This window comes from Cellulomonas rhizosphaerae (assembly GCF_003470205.1).
GTDB classification, from domain to species: Bacteria; Actinomycetota; Actinomycetes; order Actinomycetales; family Cellulomonadaceae; genus Cellulomonas; species Cellulomonas rhizosphaerae.
The window spans coordinates 1-20,978 of the sequence record NZ_QWKP01000172.1 but is presented as its reverse complement, the minus strand read 5'-3'; the positions used below and the strand labels follow the sequence as shown (position 1 = coordinate 20,978).

Annotated in this window: 20 protein-coding genes; 10 read left to right on the top strand and 10 right to left on the bottom strand. The window is 72.5% G+C overall.

From position 1 onward, the window contains the following. Positions 1–30: 30 nt before the first annotated feature. The 5 genes from D1825_RS07355 to D1825_RS07335 all read right to left on the bottom strand — a co-directional run bounded on the left by D1825_RS07355 (position 31) and on the right by D1825_RS07335 (position 6,204). Positions 31–2,247: a discoidin domain-containing protein gene (locus tag D1825_RS07355; protein WP_118766786.1), complete on the bottom strand. Its 2,217-nt coding sequence runs from the start codon at positions 2,245–2,247 to the stop codon at positions 31–33. A gap of 161 nt (positions 2,248–2,408) precedes the next feature. After that, complete coding sequence (locus D1825_RS07350; protein WP_118766785.1) at positions 2,409–3,746, bottom strand: threonine/serine exporter family protein; 1,338 nt, start codon at positions 3,744–3,746, stop codon at positions 2,409–2,411. A gap of 61 nt (positions 3,747–3,807) precedes the next feature. Further along, a complete protein-coding gene (locus D1825_RS07345) occupies positions 3,808–4,191 on the bottom strand; it encodes a nitroreductase family deazaflavin-dependent oxidoreductase (protein WP_118766784.1) in 384 nt (127 codons plus the stop codon). A gap of 178 nt (positions 4,192–4,369) precedes the next feature. After that, entirely contained in the window at positions 4,370–4,990 is a 621-nt protein-coding gene (locus D1825_RS07340; RefSeq protein ID WP_118766783.1) for an FMN reductase, read from the bottom strand. Positions 4,991–5,028: 38 nt separating this feature from the next. Next, entirely contained in the window at positions 5,029–6,204 is a 1,176-nt protein-coding gene (locus D1825_RS07335) for an LLM class flavin-dependent oxidoreductase (RefSeq protein WP_118766782.1), read from the bottom strand. A gap of 216 nt (positions 6,205–6,420) precedes the next feature. Between D1825_RS07335 and D1825_RS07330 the strand changes: the two genes are divergently transcribed. From D1825_RS07330 to D1825_RS07305, 7 genes are all read left to right on the top strand, one after another. Continuing rightward, entirely contained in the window at positions 6,421–7,500 is a 1,080-nt protein-coding gene (locus tag D1825_RS07330; protein ID WP_118766781.1) for a response regulator, read from the top strand. Next, the gene (locus D1825_RS07325; RefSeq protein WP_118766780.1) at positions 7,497–8,462 is read left to right on the top strand and encodes an ATP-grasp domain-containing protein; all 966 of its coding nucleotides are present in this window, start codon (positions 7,497–7,499) and stop codon (positions 8,460–8,462) included. Before D1825_RS07330 ends, D1825_RS07325 begins: the two co-directional genes overlap by 4 nt. After that, entirely contained in the window at positions 8,459–9,196 is a 738-nt protein-coding gene (locus D1825_RS07320; RefSeq protein ID WP_118766779.1) for a PHP domain-containing protein, read from the top strand. Before D1825_RS07325 ends, D1825_RS07320 begins: the two co-directional genes overlap by 4 nt. After that, positions 9,193–10,686 (top strand): glycosyltransferase, encoded by a 1,494-nt coding sequence (locus tag D1825_RS07315; protein WP_118766790.1) that lies wholly within the window; start codon positions 9,193–9,195, stop codon positions 10,684–10,686. The genes D1825_RS07320 and D1825_RS07315 overlap by 4 nt, the downstream gene beginning before the upstream one ends. Beyond that, positions 10,686–10,844 carry a hypothetical protein gene (locus tag D1825_RS18210; RefSeq protein WP_158580695.1) on the top strand — a complete coding sequence of 53 codons (159 nt, stop codon included), beginning with the start codon at positions 10,686–10,688 and terminating at the stop codon, positions 10,842–10,844. The genes D1825_RS07315 and D1825_RS18210 overlap by 1 nt, the downstream gene beginning before the upstream one ends. Further along, complete coding sequence (locus D1825_RS07310) at positions 10,841–12,631, top strand: sensor histidine kinase (protein WP_233549697.1); 1,791 nt, start codon at positions 10,841–10,843, stop codon at positions 12,629–12,631. The genes D1825_RS18210 and D1825_RS07310 overlap by 4 nt, the downstream gene beginning before the upstream one ends. 116 nt (positions 12,632–12,747) lie before the next feature. Further along, complete coding sequence (locus D1825_RS07305) at positions 12,748–14,157, top strand: FAD-binding oxidoreductase (RefSeq protein ID WP_118766778.1); 1,410 nt, start codon at positions 12,748–12,750, stop codon at positions 14,155–14,157. Between the two features lie 6 nt (positions 14,158–14,163). Here the strand turns inward: D1825_RS07305 and D1825_RS07300 are convergent, their stop codons facing one another. The 4 genes from D1825_RS07300 to D1825_RS07285 form a co-directional block, all read right to left on the bottom strand. After that, positions 14,164–14,448 carry a hypothetical protein gene (locus tag D1825_RS07300; protein WP_118766777.1) on the bottom strand — a complete coding sequence of 95 codons (285 nt, stop codon included), beginning with the start codon at positions 14,446–14,448 and terminating at the stop codon, positions 14,164–14,166. Next, positions 14,429–15,022, bottom strand: a complete 594-nt coding sequence (locus tag D1825_RS07295; protein ID WP_233549695.1) for a signal peptidase I — start codon at positions 15,020–15,022, stop codon at positions 14,429–14,431. The genes D1825_RS07300 and D1825_RS07295 overlap by 20 nt, the downstream gene beginning before the upstream one ends. Positions 15,023–15,169: 147 nt before the next feature. Continuing rightward, complete coding sequence (locus D1825_RS07290; protein ID WP_233549698.1) at positions 15,170–15,880, bottom strand: TasA family protein; 711 nt, start codon at positions 15,878–15,880, stop codon at positions 15,170–15,172. A 95-nt stretch (positions 15,881–15,975) separates the two neighbouring features. Beyond that, positions 15,976–18,039 (bottom strand): putative bifunctional diguanylate cyclase/phosphodiesterase, encoded by a 2,064-nt coding sequence (locus tag D1825_RS07285; protein ID WP_233549694.1) that lies wholly within the window; start codon positions 18,037–18,039, stop codon positions 15,976–15,978. 163 nt (positions 18,040–18,202) lie between these two features. Between D1825_RS07285 and msrB the strand changes: the two genes are divergently transcribed. The 3 genes from msrB (at position 18,203) to D1825_RS07270 (ending at position 20,033) form a co-directional block, all read left to right on the top strand. Further along, a complete protein-coding gene (gene msrB / locus D1825_RS07280; RefSeq protein ID WP_118766775.1) occupies positions 18,203–18,604 on the top strand; it encodes a peptide-methionine (R)-S-oxide reductase MsrB in 402 nt (133 codons plus the stop codon). 80 nt (positions 18,605–18,684) lie between these two features. Continuing rightward, complete coding sequence (locus D1825_RS07275) at positions 18,685–19,467, top strand: NERD domain-containing protein (protein WP_118766774.1); 783 nt, start codon at positions 18,685–18,687, stop codon at positions 19,465–19,467. 86 nt (positions 19,468–19,553) lie between these two features. After that, complete coding sequence (locus tag D1825_RS07270) at positions 19,554–20,033, top strand: MarR family winged helix-turn-helix transcriptional regulator (RefSeq protein ID WP_233549692.1); 480 nt, start codon at positions 19,554–19,556, stop codon at positions 20,031–20,033. A gap of 58 nt (positions 20,034–20,091) precedes the next feature. On the opposite strand, the gene D1825_RS07265 is transcribed toward D1825_RS07270, so the two are convergent. Then, positions 20,092–20,978, bottom strand: an 887-nt coding sequence (locus tag D1825_RS07265) for an MFS transporter (protein ID WP_118766772.1), incomplete at its 5' end; no start/stop codon positions are given.

Sequence of the window (20,978 nt, the reverse complement as noted above, 5' to 3'; positions counted from 1 at the left end):
CCGGGGGAGCCCCGGCGCCGCCGTCCCAGCTCAGCGGTAGACGCGCACGTAGTCGACCAGCATCTTCGCCGGGAACGGCGTGCTGGCGTCGACCGGGCCGGGCCAGTCGCCGCCCACCGCGAGGTTGAGGATCACGTAGAAGTCGTGGTCGTAGATCCACGGCCCGCGCGTCGACTCCACGGTCGCCTTGTCGGCGGTGAACACCAGGCGGTTGTCCAGGTAGTACCGGATCCCGGTGGCGTCCCACTCGGCGGCCCACGTGTGGAAGTCGTTCGACAGGGGTGCGCCGTCGGGCAGCTTGTAGGAGCCGCCGTAGCCGCCCGCGCCGTTGTACGCCGGGGCGTGCAGCGTCGAGTACGACGTGGTGGTGTCCTTGCCGAGCACCTCCATGATGTCGACCTCGCCGTTGTACGGCCACGGCCGGCCGGTGAGGAAGTCGGCGCCCATCATCCAGAACGCCGGCCAGTAGCCCTGGCCCGTCGGCACCTTGACCCGCGCCTCGACCCGGCCGTAGGTGAACATGAACTTGTTGGACGTGTTCATGCGGCCCGAGGTGTAGTCACGCCCGCCGGCGCTCTCCTTGCGGGCCTCGATCACGAGGTGACCCTGCCCGTCCATGTTCAGGTTCCCGGTGGGCGTGTAGTACTGCTGCTCGCCGTTCTGCCCGGTGCCCGCGTCGACCGTCCACTTGGACGCGTCCGGGCCCGAGCCCGCGGCGCCGTTGAACTCGTCGCTCCACGCCAGGCGCGTGAAGCTGGGCGCCGGGAGGTTCACGGTGGGCGGCTGGACCGGGTTGCCGCCGGTGCCGTACACGTCGAACCCGTACAGCGAGTAGCCGTACGGCCCGCTGCGCTTGGTGAGGTTGAGCCGCACGTAGCGGCCGTCGCCCGAGACGTCGAGCGTCTCCTTGAGGCCCTTGCCCGTGGTCGTCGAGTAGATCGTCGTCCACGTCGTGCCGTTCGCGGAGACCTGGATCTGGTAGCCGGTCGCGTACGCCGGGTCCCACTGCAGCACGACGCGGGAGACGTGCGCGGTCGCGCCGAGGTCCACCTGGAGCCAGCCCGCGTCGGTCCAGCCGCCGGGGTTGGCGGTGGCCCAGCGCGAGGCGGCGTCGGCGTCGAGCGCCTTGTCCGGGGTGCACTGGTAGCACGTGCCGTCGTCCTGGCTCGAGGACGCGGTGCCGGGCTTCTTGTAGCTGAGCAGCACCGCACCGCCGGGGTTCGGGGTGGTTGTCGGCGTCGGGGTCGGCGTGGGCGTGCTGCTGTCGCCGCTGCCGAAGACCTCGAGCTCCCACAGGGAGATGCCGTATCCGGTGGCCTTCGCGGTCGCGTTGAGGCGCACGTACCGGCCCGTGCCGCCGAGCGCGATCGACTGCTTCCCGCCGGTGGCCGCGGTCTGCGTGGCCTGCGTCGTCCACGTGGTGCCGTCCTGCGAGGACTGGATCGTGAACGCGGTGGCGTAGGCGGCCTCCCAGGTCAGGTCGACGCGCGTGAGGGCGCGCGACGAGCCCAGGTCCACCTGGATCCACTGCGGCACGGAGAACGCGCTCGACCAGCGGGTGCCGAGGTCGCCGTCGGTCGCGGAGGACGCGGGCGTCGCGGCCGACTCGCTCGACGAGGCCGTCGTCGGCCGGCCCTTCGACAGCAGCGTGGCGGCGGACGTGTCCGTGGTGCCGAGCACCTGGAGCTCGAACAGCGAGATGCCGTAGCCGGTCGCGCGCTGCGTGCCCGTGAGCCGCACGTAGCGGGCGCTGCCGCTCGCGGTCAGCGACTGCTTGGCCGCCGAGGTCGCCGTGCCGTTGACGACGGTGGTCCACGTGGTGCCGTCGGTCGACGTCGCGATCGTGTACCGCGAGGCGTAGGCGGACTCCCACGTGAGGTCGAACCCGACGAACGCCTTCGTCGCGCCGAGGTCCACCTGGATCCACTGGTTGTCGGAGAAGGCGCTCGACCATCGCGTGCCCGTGTCGCCGTCGGTCGCCGCGCTCGCGGGGGTCGCGGCGGACTCGGCGGACGAGGCCGTCGTGGGCTTGCCCTGCGACAGCACGACGATGCCGGGGGCCAGGGCGTGCGCCTGGTCGGCCCGGACGGCCGCAAGCGAGAGCAGCACGGCGAGCGCTGCCAGCGCGGCGACGGCGATGCGCGCGGCGGGCCGGCCGGCGTGCGCGGCCCGCTGGTCGCCGACCGGGTGCGTGGGTGCCCCGCCGCGTGCAGACGCGGCCGAGCCAGGACGGAGTACGGGAGCCATGCTTCCCCCAGGGGTCGTCATTGACAGGGTGGGATGTGGCGGCGAGAGCCAGGGAGCGCTCTCTCGGAGATCACCATGAACCCGGGCAAACGTCCTGTCAAGACGGAGAAAATCGGCGAGGGACCGCTCTCTCAGATCTTGGGATGCGCCAGTCAGGCGGATCAGGCGTCGTCGCGACGCGACGGGATCGCAGCGCGGACCACGTGCGTCACCTGCCGGGCGTCGCGGGTCAGTGCACTGCCGACGAGCACCCCGAGCGCGATCGAGAACAGCGCGATCACGGTGTCGACGAGGTCGGCGAGGCCCAGCGACTGGCCGGTCGCCAGCTCGGAGATGCTGCGGAAGCCGAGCGCGCCGGGCACGAGCAGCCAGAACGCGGGGAGCGTCACGACGACTGCGGGTGGCCCCGTGCGCACGCGCGCGATGGCCTGGGCGACGGGCGCGACGACGAGCCCACCGATGAAGCCACCCAGCTCGGGCGTCAGCAGCTCGGTGCCGAGCCGCTGCGCGAGGTAGGCGGAGTAGAGCGCGAGGAGCAGCCACCAGAACGAGCCGCGCGGGGTCGACGAGAAGAACCGGTAGCCGACGGCCACGACGAGAACACCGACGAGGCCGATCCACCGGCTCAGCGCGTCGGGCTGCGTCGACGTGTCCCACGGCCCGGTGAGCGTCACCGCGGCGACCACCCCGAACGCGAGGAGCAGCAGCTGGGCCACGCCGTAGACCATCCGGCTCGCGCCGGCGACGACCTGGTTGCTGGTGAGCTCGATCGCCGCGACCGTCAGCACGGCGCCGGGCAGGAAGCTCACGAGCGCGGGGGTCAGCAGACGCAGCGGGTCGGCGCCCACCCAGGGCGCGATCCACTGGATCGTCACGATGGCCACGAGGAACGCGGCGAACACGGGAAGGACGGCCTCGAGCGTCGGCCAGCGAGCGGCGACCAGACGCAGCGCCCCGACGGCGGCCCCCAGGCCGAGGTAGATCGGCAGCGCGTCGACGGTCGGGTAGAGGATCAGGCCGAACCCGAGCGTCAGCAGCGCGTGGCCGAGCACGACGAGCAGCGGGCCGAACCGGGGCGGCGACGCGAGGACCTCCCGCACCTCGAGCCGCGCCGCCGCGAGCTCGACCTCCCCGTTCGTCAGCCGCCGCACGAGCGAGTCGATGCGCCCGATCTGGTGCAGGGGGAGCGTCCCGGACGTGCCGGGGCCGGTGAAGTCGCTCTGCGGCCCGTGCGCGGTCTCCACCTGGAGGAACACGCCGGTCGGCAGCACCAGGACGCGCACCTGGTCGGCGCCGTGCGCCTGCGCGACCGCCGCCAGCTGGTTCTCCGTGTCGACCACGGACTGGCCCGACGAGAGCAGCGCGGCACCCAGCTCGCGCAGCAGCGGGGTCAGGTCGGCGGGGACGTCGGGCGGGGCGGCGGGCTCCTCGAGCTCGGGCATGGGGGGCGGCGCGGTCATGGCCCGCGCGGCGCGGCGCAGGCGGGCGGCCAGGGTCACGTGCGCCTCCTCGTCGGGCGTCCTGCCGATCGTAGGCCGGTGCGTGTCAGGCAGGGTCGTGTCAGGCCGGAGCGGCGGCGAGCTCGACGAAGTCGTCGACGTGCAGCAGGCGCAGGGCGGTGCGCGTCCAGCGGGGGACCAGCGCGGCTCCCTCGTCGGGCGAGAGCATCACCGGGTCGGTGAGCACGTGCACCCGCCGCGCCCGCACGAGCCGGCCCTCGCCGGCCTCGAGGTTGCGCAGCCACTGCACGCCCGGCCCGTAGGTGAGCGCGATGACGAACCCGCGCCGCGTGGGGAACGCCATGATCGGCGTCCGGTAGCGCCGCCCCGAGGTCCGGCCCACATGGTGGAGCGTGGCGAGCGGCGGGACGTCGTCGGAGAACGTCCCCATGATCTTGTTGGTGAACACCAGGTTCACCCGGGTCACCCAGTACGGCGCGGTCATCCCCCGACGCTAGGCGCCGCACGCCCTGAGCGCCTGCCGCCGAGCGCCCACCGGCCGGCCGCGGCCCGCGCCCTCGGGCCCGAACACCGAACATCTCGCCGATTCCGCATCGTCTCGCCGGAACAGACCGGCGACTTGATGCGGAATCGGCGAGATGACGGAGGTGGCGGGACGGCGGTCAGGCGCCGCCGAGGAGGTCCGAGAAGCTCGGGACCGCGTCGTACAGGCCCGCGGGGGCGGACGGCTCGCGGTCGGCGGCCGTCTCCGCGAGCTCGCGGCCCGCGCGGCGGATGCGCGACGGGAGCGGGTGGCTCTCGTCGCCGCCGGCGGTGGCCCAGTCGTCGGTGGCCGCGAAGACGGACGTCGGCTGGACGTCCGCGTGCAGGTAGCCGAACAGGGGTCGCAGCGCGTAGTCGATGGCCAGCGAGTGGCGGGCCGAGCCGCCCGTCGCGCCGAGCAGCACCGGCATGCCGGAGAGTGCGTCCGGCTCGAGGATGTCGACGAACGACTTGAACAGCCCCGCGTACGACGCCGAGAAGATCGGCGTGACCGCGATGACGCCGTCGGCGCCCTTGACGGCCTCGAGGGCCGTGGCCAGCTCGCCCGTGGCGAAGCCGGTCAGCATGGTGTTGACGACCTCGTGCGCGAGGTCACGCAGCTCCACGTGGTGCACCCGCGCGGTGATGCCGCGGGCTGCCAGCTCGGTGACCGTGGCGTCCGCGAGCCGGTCCGCGAGGAGCCTCGTGGACGACGGCTGGGACAGGCCTGCCGAGATGACGACGATCGAGCGCTCGCTCATCGTTCCTTCTTCCTTCAGCACAAGAGGTTCGAAGTGTCTCAACGCGAGACGGCGTCTGCTGCTTCCACGTCGTCCTCGGCGGTGCGGCCGGTCCAGTGGTCGGCGGCAGCGACGGACTGCGAGTGGACCTCACCTGCGGCGCGGGCGAGGGCGACGCGCTCGGCGTGGGTCGGCGGGTTGGCCGGCACGTGCGCGGGGCGGGCGGCCTCGGCCTCACGACGAAGCACGGGCACGACCTCTCCGGCCAGCAGGTCGATCTGCTCGAGCACGGTCTTCAGCGGCAGGCCCGCGTGGTCCATGAGGAACAGCTGGCGCTGGTAGTCGCCGACCTGCTCGCGGTGCTTCGAGTACCGGTCGATGACCTGCTGCGGCGAGCCGACGGTCAGCGGGGTGTCGCGCGAGAAGTCCTCGAGCGACGGCCCGTGTCCGTAGACCGGCGCGTTGTCGAAGTACGGCCGGAACTCGGAGACCGCGCGCTGCGAGTCCTTGTTCATGAAGACCTGGCCGCCGAGCCCGACGATCGCCTGGTCGGCCTGGCCGTGCCCGTAGTGCTCGAAGCGCTGGCGGTAGAACTGCACCATCTGCGCGGTGTGCTCCATGGGCCAGAAAATCGCGTTGTGGAAGAACCCGTCGCCGTAGAACGCGGCCTGCTCGGCGATCTCGGGGGACCGGATCGAGCCGTGCCAGACGAACGGCGGGACGCCGTCGAGCGGGCGGGGCGTCGAGGTGAAGCCCTGGAGCGGGGTGCGGAACTTGCCGGACCAGTCGACGACGTCCTCGGTCCAGAGCCGGCGCAGCAGCGCGTAGTTCTCGATGGCCAGCGGGATGCCCTGGCGGATGTCCTGCCCGAACCACGGGTAGACGGGGCCGGTGTTGCCGCGGCCCATCATGAGGTCCATCCGGCCGTCGGCGATGACCTGGAGCATCGCGTACTCCTCGGCCAGGCGCACCGGGTCGTTCGTCGTGATCAGGGTCGTCGAGGTGGACAGCGTGATGTTCTTGGTGACGCCCGCGAGGTAGCCGAGCATCGTGGTGGGCGACGAGGGCACGAACGGTGGGTTGTGGTGCTCGCCCGTCGCGAAGACGTCCAGCCCCGCCTCGTCGGCGTGCTTGGCGATCGTGAGCATGTTGCGCACGCGCTCGGTGTCGTCCGGCGTGCGGCCCGTCGTCGGGTCGGTGGTGACGTCTCCGACGGTGAAGATCCCGAACTGCATCTCGCGCCTCACAGGTCCAGTCTCGAAAGTCCATGCGTTTGCATGTACTGATGCGCACAACCGGGTGAGTGCCTTGGGTATTCCGGCTCGCGCGCTGTGTGGTGGATCACTCTGCTTCGCCGATCACCTCACCCTCTGACCTGCCGTCATCACCCCGCCGCGTGTGGGCGGACCACAGCCGATCCCGTTAGCGTGGGGCCCGGAAGGATGGTGGCTGTGACGGAGGAACCACTCAAGGTCCTGGTGGTCGAGGACGACGTCGACACCGCGCAGTTCGTGCGGACGGTGCTCGAGCGTCGCGGCGGCATGTCCGTGTCCGTCGTGCACGAGGCGATGTCGGCGCTGGCCGCGGTCGCCGCCGAGTCGTTCGACGCCGTGGTCACCGACATCCAGATGCCCGGCATGTCCGGGCTGGACCTCCTGGTCGAGCTGCGCTCGCGGGCTCCCGGCGTGCCTGTCGTCGTGACGACCGCGTTCGCGAGCGTCGACTACGCGGTCGAGGCCTTGCGCCGCGACGCCGACGAGTTCCTGGTCAAGCCCGTCCCCGCGGCGGTCCTCGTCGACCGGGTCTCGACCCTCGGCCTGCAGGGCCGTCAGCGCCGCGCGGCGGCCTCGCACGGCGAGGTCGTGCTCGCGGTCGGCGCGCACCCGGACGACGTCGAGATCGGGATCGGCGGCACGCTCGCCTCCCACCAGGCCAACGGCGACACCGTCGTCATCCTCACGCTCTCGGGCGGCGCGATCGGTGGTGCGGCCGACGAGCGACGCCACGAGGCCCTCGCCGCGGCGGGCGTGATCGGCGCGCGGCTGTTCCTGCACGACTTCCCCGACACGCGCCTCGACCCGGCGGCCGGCATCATCACGGCCATCGAGGAGACGATCGCGCTGGTCAGCCCCACGATCGTCTACACGCACTCGTCGCACGACCGGCACCAGGACCACCGTGCCGTGCACGAGTCCGTGCAGGTCGCGGCGCGCAAGATCCCGTACGTGGGCTCGTTCCAGAGCCCGTCCGCGACGATCGACTACCGGCCCACGCGCTTCGTGCCCATCGACGGCTTCGTCGAGAAGAAGCTCGAGATGCTCGCGGCCTTCACCTCCCAGCAGCATCGCGACTACATGGACCCGGACCTCGTGCGCAGCACGGCCCGGTACTGGGGGCGGTTCGGCACCGGCGGGTGGGTCGAGCCGCTCGAGATGATCCGCGCCGCCGCCATGATCACGCGCTCGGGCGGGGCCGGCCTCCGGGCCGCCGCACCCGAGCGTGCCGAGGACCAGCACGGAGGGCACCGATGAGAGTTCTCGTGACCGGAGCCGGTGGGCCGGCGGGGGTCGCGGTCATCCGCTCCCTGCTGCGCCGTGGCGACGTCGAGGTGGTGGCCGCGGACATGGACCGCTGGGCCAGCGGCCTGTACCTGGTCGACGGCGAGCACCGCCGGCTCGTCCCTGCGGGGCTGGCCGACGACTTCGTCGACGTGGTCCTGGCCACGTGCCGCGACGACCGCATCGACGTGCTGTTCCCGACGGTCGACGTCGAGCTGCCGCGCCTGGCCGCCGAGCGCGACCGGCTGCACGAGGGCGGCACGCTGCTCGCCTCGCCGTCGCTGCGCACGCTCGAGACCTGCCTCGACAAGCTCGCGCTGGCCCGCGCGACCGAGCGGACGTGCCGCGTGCCGCGCACCGAGCTGCTCGGCACGCCGCAGGCCGTCTCCGGCTGGGACTTCCCGGTGATCGTCAAGCCGCGGCGCGGGGCCGGCTCGCGCGGCGTGCGCCTCGTGTCCTCGCAGGCCGAGCTCGACGCCGTGCACGCGGAGGAGGATCTGCTCGTGCAGGAGCACCTCCCGGGCGACGAGTACTCGGTCGACGTCCTGGCCGGGCTCGACGGACGGGTCATCGCGGCCGTGCCCCGCGCGCGGCTGCGGGTCGACTCGGGCGTGGCGGTGGCCGGCGTGACCGTGCACGACGCCGAGCTCGAGGCCACCGCGACCGCGGTGGCGAAGGCGATCGGCCTGACGACCGTCGCCAACGTGCAGCTCAAGCGCGGCAAGGACGGCGTCCCCGCGCTGCTCGAGGTCAACCCGCGGTTCCCGGGCGCGATGCCCCTGACCATCGCGGCCGGCGTCGACATGCCCTCGATCACGCTCGACGCCGTGCTCTCGCGCAACGTCCCGACCTCGATGGACTTCGTCGAGATCGCCAACGTCCGCTACCTCGAGGACGTCTTCCTGCCGGTCGACCAGGTCCTGCCCCCGCGATGAGCGGCGGACGGGGGCGCGGCCCGGTCCTCGATGGCGACCACCACGTCCACTCGACGTTCTCCGACGACGCGGTCAGCTCGCCCCAGGAGAACCTCGACGCCGCCGTGCGCGCGGGCCTGGCCACGATCCGCATGGTCGACCACGTGCGGACCACGACGACGTACGTGCCGGACTTCCTCGCCGTCGTCCGGGCGCTTCCGGCGCACGACGGCCTCACGGTGCTGACCGGCGTCGAGGCCAAGATCCTCGACGCGGCCGGCGCGATCGACGCGCCCCCCGAGGTCCTCGCGGCCGTCGGGACGCCCGCGGGCGTGGACCGGGTGCTGCTCGCCGACCACCAGTTCCCCGGCCCGGACGGCCCGTGGAGCCCACGCGTGACGACCGAGCGGATCGCCGCGGGCCTCGCCCCGGGTGACGCGGTCGAGATGCTCGTCCTGGCGACGATCCGCGCGATGCGGTCCGTCGCGCGCGCGCAGGTCGCCCACCCGTTCTCGCTGCTGCCGAAGATCGGCCTGACCGAGGACGACGTGAGCGACGAGCTGCTCGACGCGCTCGGGGCCGCGGCGATCGAGACCGGCACGACCGTCGAGGTCAACGAGAAGTGGACGTGCCCCGGGGAGCGCGTCCGCGGCCGCTGGGCCGCCGCGGGCGTCGAGCTCGTCGCCGCGTCCGACGCCCACCACGAGTCCGACGTCGGCGCCTACCCGTGGCTGAGGTCGGTCGGGCGCTCATGACCTGGCACGACGTGCTCGTCGTCGTCCTGCTCATGGCCGTGGCCGCGGGCATCATCCCGGTCATCGCCGGCGTGGTGCAGTACCTGCTGGTCCCCGTGCACGCGGTGAAGAACCACCTCGGCGACGCCGGCCCCTACCTGCCGCGGGTCGTCGTGGTGGTGCCCGCGTGGAACGAGGGTGCGGTGCTCAGAGGCTCGCTCGAGCGCCTCATGGGCCTGGAGTACCCGCCGGACCGGCTGCGCGTCTACGTCGTCGACGACGCGAGCACCGACGACACCCCGGACGTGGTGCTCGCCAAGGCCGCCGAGCACCCCGGCCGGATCGTCCACCTGCGGCGCGCCCAGGGCGGCCAGGGCAAGGCGCACACCCTCAACCACGGCATCGAGCAGGCGCTGGCCGACGACTGGATGGAGGCGCTGCTCATCATGGACGCGGACGTCATCTACCGGCCGGACTCGCTGCGCAAGATGACCCGCCACCTCGCCGACCCGACGGTGGGTGCCGTGACCGCGTTCATCCGCGAGGGCTCGGGCAAGCCGGGCACGGTCTCCAAGTTCATCGGCTACGAGTACGTGACCGCGCAGGCGGCCGCCCGGCGCGCGCAGAACGTCATGGGCGCGATGGCCTGCCTGGCCGGCGGGGCGCAGCTGCACGCGCGCGCCAACCTCGAGGCCGTGGGCGGTCGCATCGACACCACGACGCTCGCCGAGGACACCTTCACCACGTTCCTCACGCAGCTCGACGGGCGCCACGTCGTCTTCGAGCCGGCTGCCGTGGTGCTCGCCGAGGAGCCCGACTCGGTCGTCGCGCTGTGGAAGCAGCGGGTGCGCTGGGCGCGCGGGAACGTGCAGATCACGCGGCGGTTCAAGAAGGTCTGGTTCCGCCGGCCCTTCTCGTCGCGCGGTGCCGGGCACCGGCTCTCGTCGCTGACCTTCGGTGCCATCTGGTTCTCGATCTACCTCCTGCCGGTCGCGATGACGGCGGCGGCGCTCGGCCTCGTCGGGCTGTACTTCGTGGCCCCGGACATCGCGCGGACCACGTTCCAGTCGCTGTGGTGGGTCGCGGTGGTGGCGTACGTCTTCATCACCGCGACGACGCTCATGCTCGACCGCGAGACGTCGCGCCGGTCGTGGGTGCAGGGGCTGCTCTTCCCGGGCATCGGGGCGATCATCGTGATGCTCGCGGCGTGGATCCCCGGCCTCTGGGAGGTGCGGATCCCGCAGTGGCTCGGTGTGGAGATGTCCGCGACCGCGATCGAGGTCCTCACGCTGGTCTTCTACGCCTGGACGGTGATCGCCATGCTGAGCGCGTGGCTGGTCCGCTGGCTCGAGTCGCTGCCCGGCGGCAGGTGGCCGTCGCGCTTCCTGCTGTACGTCGTCGGCTTCGGCCCCGTGCTGTGCGCGATCACGCTCGACGCCTACGCCAAGCAGTGGCGCGGGGCGAGCACCGCCTGGGACAAGACCGAGAAGACTGGCAGGGTGGTGGGCTGATGACGGCCGACGACGAGACTCGCGCACCCTGGGATCCCGCGGCGATGCGCCGCGAGATCCGCGCGGACCAGCGCTCCGAGCGAGGGCTCATCTGGATCGGGCTGATCGCGGCCGCGCTCACCGGGGTCGCCATCGTCGTGCGGGCGATGATCGCGTGACCACGCACGCGCCCCCGCTGGTCGAGACCGACGACGACCTGCGCTCGCGCGGCGCGCGCTGGTTGCGCGTGCTCGGCCGGGTCATCGGGCCCGAGGCCGGCGTCTTCGAGCGCCAGCTCCCGTTCGTCCTCGTCTACGCGCTCGCGCTCGTCGCGCTCACGGTCATCCCGACGATCCTCGTCGACGCGTCCTCGCTCTGGCTCGGCTCGGCGGTCGCGGCGCTCGTCATCGTGCTCGCGTGGGCGCTTCCGTGGCACCGCTGGCCGGAGTCCGCGCAGATCGCCCTGCCCGTCCTGCAGTTCGTCGCCATCGCGATGCTGCGCACCGGCACGGGCGGCATCGCCTCGCCGTTCGGCTCGATCCTGTTCCTGCCCGCCGTGATGCTCGCAGGCCGGCCGGGGCGCGCCGGGGTGGTCGTCGGGACGCTCGGCGTGGCGGCGGTCGTCGAGGTCCCCGTGATCCTCGACGCCGAGGCGGAGGTCACGACCCAGCTCTTCCTGCGCAGCCTGTTCGTCGCGGTCGTGGCGGGGACGGTCGGTGTCATCGTCCACGAGGCGACGTCGCGGCTGCGCGCTCGCAACGCGGCACTCGCGGCCCTGCAGGTCGAGCAGCTGCGCCTCAACGAGCAGCTCACGGCGGACGCGGAGGCGCTCGCGAGCCTGGTGCGCGAGACCGAGGCGTCGCGTGCCCACCTGGGGTCGGTGATGGACGCGGTCACCGAGCAGGCGATCGTCGCGACCGATGCCGACGGGCTCGTCGAGGTCTTCAACCCGGGCGCCGAGCGGATGTTCGGCTACACCAGGGACGAGGTCGTCGGCCGACGCAGCCTCGTCAGCCTGTTCGACCACGGTCAGCTCGAGGCGCGCTACCGCGAGGTCTTCGAGGTCGACGCGACCGCGGCCGCCGAGGCGGATGAGGAAGCACTGTTCGCCGCGGTGGCGGCGCCGACGATCACCTCGGGCGTGCTGGTCCGCGACTGGACCTTCCGCCGCCACGACGGCAGCTGCGGGACCCTCCAGCTCGCGGTGACCCGCCGCATCGACGGCAAGGGGTCGACGATCGGCTACGTCGTCGTGGCCGCCGACGTGACCCTCGAGCGCGAGGCGGCTCGTCTCAAGGACCAGTTCGTCTCGTTGGTCAGCCACGAGCTGCGCACCCCCCTGTCCTCGGTGCTCAGCTACGTCGACCTCATCCTCGACGGCCCCGACCCGCTCACCGACGAGCAGCGCGAGTTCCTCCTCGTCGTCGAGCGCAACGCCCGGCGGCAGCTGCGGCTCGTGAGCGACCTCCTGCTCACCGCCCAGCTCGACGCGGGCCGCTTCACGATCGCGCACCAGGACGTCGACCTCGCCGACGTCGCGCGGGCCACGCTGGCCGAGGCAGCGCCCGGTGCCGAGGGCGCTGGGGTCACCCTGCACCTGGAGGCCGAGCCCGTGCACGTCCCGGGCGACGCCATGCGGCTCGAGCAGGTCGTGGCCAACCTCGTCTCGAACGCGGTGAAGTTCACGCCGCGCGGGGGACGGATCGACGTGCGGGTCGCCGCGGCTCCCGCAGGCGGTGCCGTCGTCTCGGTCGCCGACACCGGCATCGGTATCGCGCCCGACGAGCTCGATCGGCTGGCCACCCGGTTCTTCCGCGCCTCCACCGCGACGCAGCGTGCGATCCCCGGGATCGGGCTCGGGCTGTCGATCGCGAAGGCGATCGTCGAGGCTCACGGCGGCGAGCTCACGATCGCCAGCCGCGTGGGCGAGGGCACGACCTTCACGTTCACCCTTCCGGGGGCCTGACCGAACTGGACGTATCAGGCGCAGGGGTGGCGGCCCCTTCCTGCCCGGTGCGTCGAACACGGCGCCGAGAGAACCCGACGCGGGCACACCCGCGTCGAGCCCCCGAAGGACGAACGATGAGCACACACACCCCTGCCACCCGCGCCACTGTCGGCACGGCATTCCGTCCCGCCTCCGCCGCCGCGGTCGGTGCGCTGGCCGGCGCCGTCGCGCGCCTGCACCTGCCCGGCGACGCCCGCTACGCCGAGCTGACCGTCACGAGCAACATCACCAAGGCCGTCCGTCCGCTCGCGGTCGTCGAGGTCACGAGCCCCGACGAGGTCAGCGCGACCCTCCGGATCGCGACGGCCTCCGGCGTCCCGGTCGCGGTCGCGAGCACGGGCCACGGCGCGACCGAGACGATGGCCGACGCGATCCTCGTGCACACGGCCGCGCTCGACGAGCTCGAGATCCACGCCGCGCAGCGGTGGGCGCGCGTCGGCGCCGGCGTCCGCTGGGCCGCGGTGCTCGAGGCGGCGGCTCCGCACGGGCTCGCCGGGCTGTGCGGCTCGTCGACCGACGTCGGCGTCGTCGGTTTCCTCACCGGTGGCGGCGTCGGCCCGCTGGCGCGTTCGCACGGGCTGTCGTCCGACACCGTCCGCGCCTTCGACGTGGTGACGGGCGACGGCGAGATCCGCCGGGCCTCGGCCACGGAGAACCCCGAGCTGTTCTGGGGCCTGCGCGGCGGGAAGGGCTCGCTCGGCATCGTCACGGCCGTCGAGATCGACCTCGTCGAGCTGCCCGAGGTCTACGGCGGCGCGATCTGGTTCGACGGCGCGGATGCCACGGCCGTGCTCCGCACGTGGAGCGTGTGGACCGACCTGCTGCCGGAGGAGGGGACCACGTCGATCGCCGTCATGCGGCTGCCGGACATGGACCCGTTCCCCGAGCCGCTGCGCGGCCGCACGACGATCGCGCTGCGGTTCGTCTGGACCGGGGACCCGGCCGTCGGCGAGGAGATGATCCGCGCGATGCGCGCGGTCGCGACCCCGCTGATCGACGCCGTCGGCGTCATGCCCTACTCCGCGATCGGCGCGGTGCACTCCGACCCGGACGACCCGATGCCGCTGCACGAGTCGTCGCTGCTGCTCGACGAGTTCGGGCCCGACACGGCCGACGTCCTCGTCGACCTGGTCGGCCCCGACGCGCAGACGGCGCAGGCGATGGTCGAGGTCCGCCAGCTCGGCGGGGCCGTGCGCCGTGGCCCGGACAGCGCGTTCGCGCACCGCGAGGCGGCGTACCAGGTGTTCGCGATCGGCCTGATGATCCCCGAGATCGCCCAGGTCGTCGTGGCCGACTCCCGGCGGATCGTCGGGGCGCTCGCGCCGTGGGCGAGGGACGGCGGGCTGCCGAACTTCACCGACACGGCCGGCGTCGGGTGGGCGCGGCGGGTCTACAGCCCCGCCGTGGCTGCTCGGCTCGGGACGCTGTCGCGCCGTTTCGACCCGGCCGGCGTGCTGCTGGCGGGTCGCGGCGTGCGGGACTGAGTCCCGTCAGCCGTCCGTGCCCGGGGGATCCTCGGGTGCGGGCGGCTCGTCGGTCGGAGCAGCCGGCTCGTCGTCGGCGGGGGGCGGCGCGTCGGGGTCGAAGTCCGGCGCGGTCTGGACGACGCCGGACGTCCCGTGCGAGTCCGTGAACTCCGCGGACGTCCAGCCGACGTGCGGGAACGTGGCCGCCGCCGCGGCGAGGCCGAGCGCGGCGAGCAGGCGGACCCACGTCGCGCGGTCGGCCCCGATCAGCCGGCGGCCCTCGGTCGTCTCACCCGCGGAGAACGGCATCGACGTGCCTCTCCTCTGCGGTCGAGCGTGGCTTCGGCTTGACCCGTCGGCGGCCGTCGGCCACCGCGAGCAGCTCGAGCGTAGCGAGTGCGACCAGCGGCGGGACGAGCATGACCGCGCGTCCGGCCGGCGAGCTGGCCCACTGCATGATCCAGCCCCACTTGGGGTGGACGGACAGGACGATGCCGCGGACGCGGGTGTAGGGCGTCGCGTCCGGGTCGTTCTCCTCGTTCGCGTCACCCTTCGTGATGATGTGCGGGGACGTCTGCTCGCTGCCGTCCGGGCGCAGCACGGGCGTCATCTGCTCCGTGCCCGGGATCACCCGGGTGGTCACGATGTTCTTCAGCGCAACGATCCGGTGCGTGACGAGCTGCTCGGAGTTGAGCGGCCAGAACGAGACGACCAGACCAGGCTTGAGCTGTGACGGGTTGGTGACGTTCTGCATCACCACCGCATCGCCGGCGTCGAAGTACGGCGCCATCGATCCCGAGGTGACGATGAGGAGCCGCTGGTCGTTCAGCTGGTACCAGAGCGGGACAGCGAGCGACGTGGCATAGGCGAGGGCGCACGCCACGATGACCGTCCACAACGAGACCGAGACCAGCCGGCGTCGCTTCCTGCGGCGAGGCCGGGGTGGCGCGGGAACGGTCGCCGGTGTCGGGCGCGGCTGTCGGCGTTCGACTGTCGCGACGACCGGGTGCAGCTCCGCCCGGGGCATGGGCTACCGCTGGGACGTGTCGGGCTGGCTCGGGTTGAACGGCAGCTGCAACGCGTCGAACGTCAGGGTGACCTTCGCCGCGGTGTTCTGGTACGCGTTGCCCGCTGCGGAGGAGAACGAGACTCGTGCGCAGAGGACCTCGTCCTCGTCGGAGTCGAGCGTGCGGTTGCCGGTCGCGCCGGCGGTCGCGCCACCGACGATCCGCTCGGCCGTGATGCCCCACGCGCCGCTCGAGCTGCCGATCGCCGTCTTGGCGGCGACGCCGTTGAGGGTGCACGCGCTGGTGCTGGTCACGGTGAACAGGTCGAGGTGGAGCTGGTCCGGCAGGTCTCCGGTCCCGGCGTCGTCCCCGTTGCCGAGGCTGGGGTCGGTGTTCCCGCTCGGCGTGGATGTCGCTGCCACGCTGACCGCGTACTCGAACGCGAGGCTGCCGTCGTTCTTCAGCGTGACCGGCGCGACGACCTGCGCGCCCGGGAGCATGTTGTCGAACGGCACGGAGAAGGTGAGGCTGTCGTCAGCCTTGAGGTCGAGCGAGCCGGTCGTGATCGTCGAGCCCGACTTCTCCTGGTCCGAGAACAGGGCCGACGTCGTCAGGGACGTCACACCCACGGCTGCCAGCCCGACGACGACCACGGTCGTCCAGAGGCGGCGGCGACGCGGGCGGTCGTGCTGCGCCGGCGCGGGGTTGATCATCTCCTGCAGCAGGTCGTCCATCACGAGCGGGCACTCCTCGGGTCCGGGTGGGGGGTAGAGGTTCCCCGCTTCGTACATCGGCAGCAATCCGCGAGTCTTGAGGAGTCTGCCTCAGTTCACCCGCTCTTCTGCTTCCGTGGGGTGCGTGTCGTGGTGCGACGGGGCTGCGGGAGCATCGCGAGCGCGGTGACCTCGTCGGCGGGGACAGCCCGCGAGTAGAGGAACCCCTGGGCCTGGTCGACCCCGAGCCGGCGCAGGGTCGCGGCCGTGATCTGGTCCTCGACCCCCTCGGCGACGACGCGCAGGCCGAACGAGTGCGCGAGGTCGACCATCGCCTGGACGACCACGTGCGCGCTCTCCCGGCCGCCGTCGCCCAGGTCGCTGACGAACAGGCGGTCGATCTTGAGCTCCTGCACGGGCAGGTCGCGGAGCTGGGCGATCGAGGTGTTGCCGATGCCGAAGTCGTCGATCGCGACCTTGACCCCGAGCGCGGCGAGGCGCTCGAGCACCGGGACCACACGGGAGGGGTCCGCGACCAGCGCGGTCTCGGTGATCTCGACCTCGAGCAGCGACGCCGGGACGTCGTGCTCGGCGAGCAGGTCCTCGATCACGACGACGACGTTGTGCGACGTCACGTCGTGCGCCGAGAGGTTGACCGCGATGGGCGTCGAGCGCCCCTCGGCGCTCCAGGCGGCGAGCTGTTCGACGGCGTTCGTCAGGGCGTAGCGGGTGAGGCGGTGGATGATGCCGGACTGCTCCGCGAGCGGGATGAACACCGTGGGCAGCAGGAGCCCGCGCTCGGGGTGCCGCCAGCGCATGAGCGCCTCGAGGCCCAGGATCCGGCCCGTGTCGAGGTCGACCTTCGGCTGGTAGTGCAGCTCGAGCTCGCGCGGCTCACCCGGCGCGGGGTCGAGCGCGCGGTGCAGGTCGCCGAGCAGGACGAGCCGTGCGGGGGAGGAGTGGTCCTCCTCGGGCGAGTAGGTGGCGACGCCGGTGCGGTGGTGCTTCGCGGCGTACATCGCGACGTCCGCGGTGCGCATGAGGGACGACGCGTCGCCGGCGTGGTCGGGCAGGCACGAGACCCCGATGGACGTCTCGACGTGCAGCGACATCTCGCCGAGCTTGAACGGCGGACCGAAGAGCTCGCGGACGCGGCGCGCGAGCTGCTCGGCGTCCTCGACCGAGCGGACGTCCGTCAGCAGGATCGCGAACTCGTCACCGCCGAGCCGGGCCACCACGTCCTCGTCGCGCAGCGCCTTGCGCAGCCGGTCCGCGACCTGCTCGAGGAGCTCGTCGCCGTGGTCGTGGCCGAGCGAGTCGTTGATGTCCTTGAACCGGTCGATGTCGAGCAGCACCATGCCGAGCCGCGCGCCGTTGCGCTGGGCGTCGGCGACCGTCTTGGTCATCCGCTCGGTGAGCAGCCGCCGGTTGGGCAGGCCCGTGAGGGAGTCGAGCAGCGCGAGGCGGGCGTTCTCCAGCGCGGTCGCCTGGAGGCGCTTCGACGTCGTGAACACCGTGCGGAACAGCAGCAGCCACAGGGCGACGAGGCCGCCGGCGACGACGAGCGCGACGGTACCGACCGCCGACCGCAGCGCTGCCGTGGCGTCGTCGTGGTTGAGCATGATCTCGGCGGTCCCGATGGTCTTCGCGGGGTCGACCGGCGCCCCGCCCGACGCACCCCCGTGCGCGTTGCTCGCGCGCACGGGCACGTAGACGTCGAGAACCTGCTGCTGCCTGCTCGGCGAACCGACCTCCTGCGACTCCCGCACGTCGGTGATGACCTGCGCGTCCGAGACACCGGAAGCCAGGACCTGGTTGTTGCGGGCGGTGTCAGGAAAGCCCGTCTCGGCCTCGGACTTGCTGTAGAGCAGCACGCCGACCGTGCTCCAGAGCCGCAGGTCGACGATCCGGTCGCCGAACCCGGCGGTCGAGGCGCGTACCGCCGCCTCCTCGGCGTCGGTCAGCTGGCCGTCGACGAACGCCGAGGCCGGCAGTGGCGCCACGGCGTACGCCATGACGGACTCTGCCGCAGCCGTGCCGTCGTTGATCGCCTGCTCGCGCATCACCGTCGCGGTGACCCACACGAGCGCGCACCCCAGCGCCGCCATCGCCAGCACGCTGACGAACGCGAAGTACCGCGTCAGCGACCAGCGCCGTCGACGGGTGGAGGAAGAGCGCACGCAGGACCTCATGACCTTCCGCGGCACACCGGAGGCGGCGTGCGTGAGGCGAGGGTACCGGGCGGCGCGCCGGGAACGTCCGAGCGTGGCACGGTGTTGGGCTGGTCGGGGGAACCGGCAGGCCCGGCCCCCCGCAGACGGCAGGACGACGAAGGAGGCCGACGTGACGTACGACGTGACCAAGACCGACCAGGAGTGGGCGCTCGAGCTGAACCCGCAGGAGTTCGCGGTGCTGCGACAGGCTGGCACCGAGCGGGCGTGGACCGGGGAGCTGCTCGACGAGAAGCGCGCCGGTGTCTACCGCTGTCGGGCGTGCAGCGCGGAGCTGTTCCGCTCCGACGCGAAGTTCGACTCGCACTGCGGCTGGCCCAGCTTCTACACCCCGCTGGCCGGCGACTCGGTCGAGCTCATCGAGGACCGCTCGCACGGGATGGTGCGCACCGAGGTGCGTTGCGCGCGTTGCGGCTCGCACCTGGGGCACGTGTTCGCGGACGCCCCGCAGACCCCGACGGGTGACCGCTTCTGCATGAACTCGGTCAGCCTGACCTTCGAGGCCGGCGCCTGACCCCGAAAGTGTTCGGCCATCTGGTCGACACGTGCTGGACGCGGCTGTAGTCGGGAGCTGTTCCTGCCGATAATGCTCACGTGGAACAGCTCCTGACGGTCCGACGGTGGAGGCGCTACGGCGCCGACCGCCTGTTCGTGACCCAGGAGACCGGAGCGCCGGTCGGCTCGGTCGACCTGCAGTCCGGCGAGGTCGTCGTGGACGACCCGATCCTCGAGGACCGGCTGCGCCGCGCCGCCCAGGAGTACCTGCGCGCCGACGTGGCCGAGCTGGTCCTGCCGGTGCCGGCGACGCCGGGCGACGACCTCGGCTCGGCCGACCAGGCCGCCCTCGAGGCGTGGCTGGGCAACGACCGCGACGTCGTCGACGCCGACCAGGCCCGGGTCGAGCGCGGCTCACCGCTGCGCGCACGGCTCGAGCGGCTGGCCGCCGAGGGCTGGCAGGTCGTGCACGACGTCCCGCTCGGCCGCCAGGGCTCGCTCGTCGCGCACCTGCTGCTCGGCCCCGGCGGCATCTTCACCATCGCCGAGCACAGGCTCACGGGCCACCGCGTCCGGCTCGACGGACGCGTCCTCGAGGTCGACGGCCAGTCCGTGCGCTACCTGCGCGACGCCCGGCTCGAGGCCCAGCGCACGCACGCGCTGCTCGTCGCGGCGGGGTGCGCGTCCATCACGGTGCGCAGCATCGTCGTCGTGCAGGGCGAGCTCGAGGTGCTGGGCCGGCAGGACCCGCTGGCGCCCACGCTGGTCGTCCCGCGGCACGTCGTCCCCGCCGTCTTCCGGGCGATGCCGGTGGCCCTGGAGCCCGACCGCGTGGCCGCTCTGGCCACGGTCGCACGCCAGCGCCTCACCTGGGCGCGCTGAATCCACCCGCTCGGCCTAGGTGCTGTCACCCAGACGTGTCCGTTTGCTGGTTCTGGCGGTGCGGCGGTTGGGCCAGGATGTGTGCCGTGGTCGACGAGAACTTCCGTGAGCTGGAGCGCGAGCTCGGCCTCTTCCTGCGCCGAGCCCATGCGGCCTCGGCTGCCGTCGCGCGCGGCGTGCACCCGGACCTGGAGCCGGCGGCCTACGAGCTGCTCGCGCTGATCGCCGCGACGCCGGTCGTGCGAGCCAGCGACCTCGCTGCGCACATCGGCGTGGGGCGCGGCACGATGTCGCGCCAGCTGAGCCGTCTCGCGGAGCTCGGCTTCGTCGCGCGCCGCCCGGACCCGGAGGACTTCCGCGGCCAGCTGCTGAGCCTGACCGACGTCGGCCGTGAGCGGCTCGAGTCCGCGCAGGCCTCGCGCCGCGGCTACCTGCACACCGCGCTCGCGGACTGGAGCCCGGAGGAGATCGTCGACCTGTCGCGCCAGCTCGCCCGGCTCAACGGTGCGCTGACCCAGGCCCGCCAGCAGTCGGCGGCCGGCGCACCGGTGCCGCGCGCAGTCTGACCCTGACGCACGAGACCCCCGGACCGCCGACGGTCCGGGGGTCTTGTGCGCCGGCCGGCTAGACGCGCGCGCCGCGCGGGTCGTCGACCTCGATCTCGTCGTCCGACGTCGAGGTGACGACCGGCTCGCCCACGAGCGGCTGGCCGAGGACCGGCTGCTCGTCGATCGAGTGGCCGTCGACCTCGATGCGCTGCTCGATGCCCGAGCGGTTGCCGAGCGGCACCTCCTTGAGGAACAGCACGGCGATCAGCGAGACGAGTGCGACGGGCGTCGCGATGAGGAACAGGTCCGCGATCGAGTCGCCCATCGCGCGCTCGACGACCTCGCGCACGGGGCCGGGCAGCGTGCTCAGGTCGGGCAGTGCGCCCGAGGTGCCCATCGCCGACGGGTCGATGCCGAGCTTGGCCAGGCCGCTCGCGATCAGGTCCGTCGAGCGGCTCGCGAGCACCGCGCCCAGCGCCGAGACGCCGATCGCGCCGCCGAGGGTCCGGAAGAACGCGACCGAGGAGGTGCCCGAGCCGATCTCGCGGACGTCGAGGGTGTTCTGGACGGCCAGGACGAGGTTCTGCATGAGCATGCCCACGCCCGCGCCGAGGACTGCCATGTAGATCGCCACGAGGATGAAGTTCGTGTCGTAGTGGATCGTGCCCATCAGCGCGAGGCCCACCGTGAGCATGACGGCACCGGCGATCATGAACCGCTTGTAGTGGCCGGTGCGGGCGATGACGCGGCCGCTCAGGGTCGAGGAGACCATGAGGCCGAGGATCATCGGGATCGTCAGGAGGCCGGACTGCGTCGGCGTCTTGCCGCGCGCGAGCTGCATGTACTGGCCGATGAAGACCGACGTGCCGAACATCGCGATGCCGACGGCGACGCTCCCGATCACCGCGAGGACCAACGTGCGGTTCTTGAACAGGTGCAGCGGGATGATCGGCTCGGCGGCCT